Source organism: Streptomyces sp. SP18CS02 (genome assembly GCF_036322365.1).
GTDB lineage: Bacteria > Actinomycetota > Actinomycetes > Streptomycetales > Streptomycetaceae > Streptomyces.
This window is the reverse complement of the sequence record NZ_JAQYXC010000129.1, coordinates 1-1,518: the sequence shown is the minus strand read 5'-3', so window position 1 is coordinate 1,518 and position 1,518 is coordinate 1. Positions and strand designations below refer to the sequence as shown.

1 pseudogene is annotated in these 1,518 nt (G+C 70.9%); it reads left to right on the top strand.

The features are described 5' to 3' along the window. A pseudogene (locus tag PUR26_RS34525) lies at positions 1–1,518 on the top strand (condensation domain-containing protein); the annotation flags it as partial.

Genomic DNA, 1,518 nt, shown 5'->3' with positions numbered 1-1,518 from the left:
GTGTGGGTCTGGCCCGGGGGTATGCGGGTCAGCCGGGGCTGACGGCGGAGCGTTTCGTCGCCCACCCCTACGGTTCTCCGGGGGAGCGGGTCTATCGCACGGGTGATCTGGTGCGGTGGCGGGCCGATGGTGTCCTGGAGTACGTCGGGCGTGCGGACGGTCAGGTGAAGATCCGGGGCTTCCGGGTCGAGCCGGGTGAGGTGCAGGCCGTTCTCATGCAGCACCGCAGTATCCGTCAGGCGGCGGTGGTGGTCCGGGAGGACCGCCCCGGGGACAAGCGTCTCGCGGCCTACCTGGTCGCCGAACCCGGTACCGTGCTCGACCCCGCCGACGCCCGGGCCCACGCCGCCGACCGGCTCCCCGAACACCTCGTCCCCTCCGCGGTCGTCATCCTGGACGCCCTTCCGCTGACCCCCAACGGCAAGCTCGACCGCCAGGCCCTGCCCGCCCCCGTCTTCGCCACGGGTTCCACCCACCGCGCCCCGCGCACCGAGCAGGAGAAGCTCCTCTGCGGCCTCTTCGCCGAGGTCCTCGGGGTCCCGGATGCCGGAGTGGACGACGACTTCTTCCACCTGGGCGGCCACTCCCTGCTCGTCACCCGTCTCATCAGCCGCATCCGTGCGGTATGCGACATCGAACTGTCCATCAAGACCGTGTTCGAAGCGCCGACGCCCGCCGCCCTCGCCGAGCGCCTGAACGGTGCCGAGAAGGCCAGGCCCGCCCTGCGGCGCCGGCCCCGCTCCTGAGGAGAGACCATGCTTCCGTTGTCGTACGCCCAACAGCGGCTGTGGTTCCTCAGCCGCACGCAGCCCAATCCCAGTTACAACGTGCCGTTCGCGGTCCGACTGCGCGGCAGCCTGGATGCCGAATCCCTCCGCCAGGCGCTGAGGGACGTCGTCGGCCGTCACGAGGCGCTGCGCACCCGCTTCCCGGAGTCCGGGGACGGCCCCTGGCAGGACATTCTCCCGGCCGAACAGGCTGACGTTCCCTGGGAGTTCGTGACCACGGACTCGGAGCGGCTGGTCGCCGGCCTGAGCGACACCGCCCGCCATGTCTTCGACCTGACCACCGAACTCCCCTTGCGAGCCGCCTTGTTCACGGTGGCCGACGACGACCACGTACTCCTTCTCGTCTGCCACCACATCGCCGCCGACGGCTGGTCCCTCGGCCCGCTCGTACGGGACCTCGCCACCGCCTACACCGCCCGCAGCACCTCCGGAGAAGCGCCGGTGTGGCCCGAACTGCCGGTGCAGTACGCGGACTTCACTCTCTGGCAGCAGGAGGTGCTGGGTGGTGTGGAGGATGCGGGGAGTGTGGCGTCGCGTCAGCTGGAGCATTGGCGGCGGGTTCTGGCGGATCTGCCGGAGGAGCTGGTGTTGCCGGCCGACCGTGCTCGTCCGGCGGTTCCGAGTCATCGGGGTGACGCGGTTCCGCTGGTGCTGGGGGCGGAGGTGCACGGCCGGGTGGTGGAGCTGGCCCGGTCGTCGGGTGCGACGGTGTTCATGGTGTGCCAGGCGG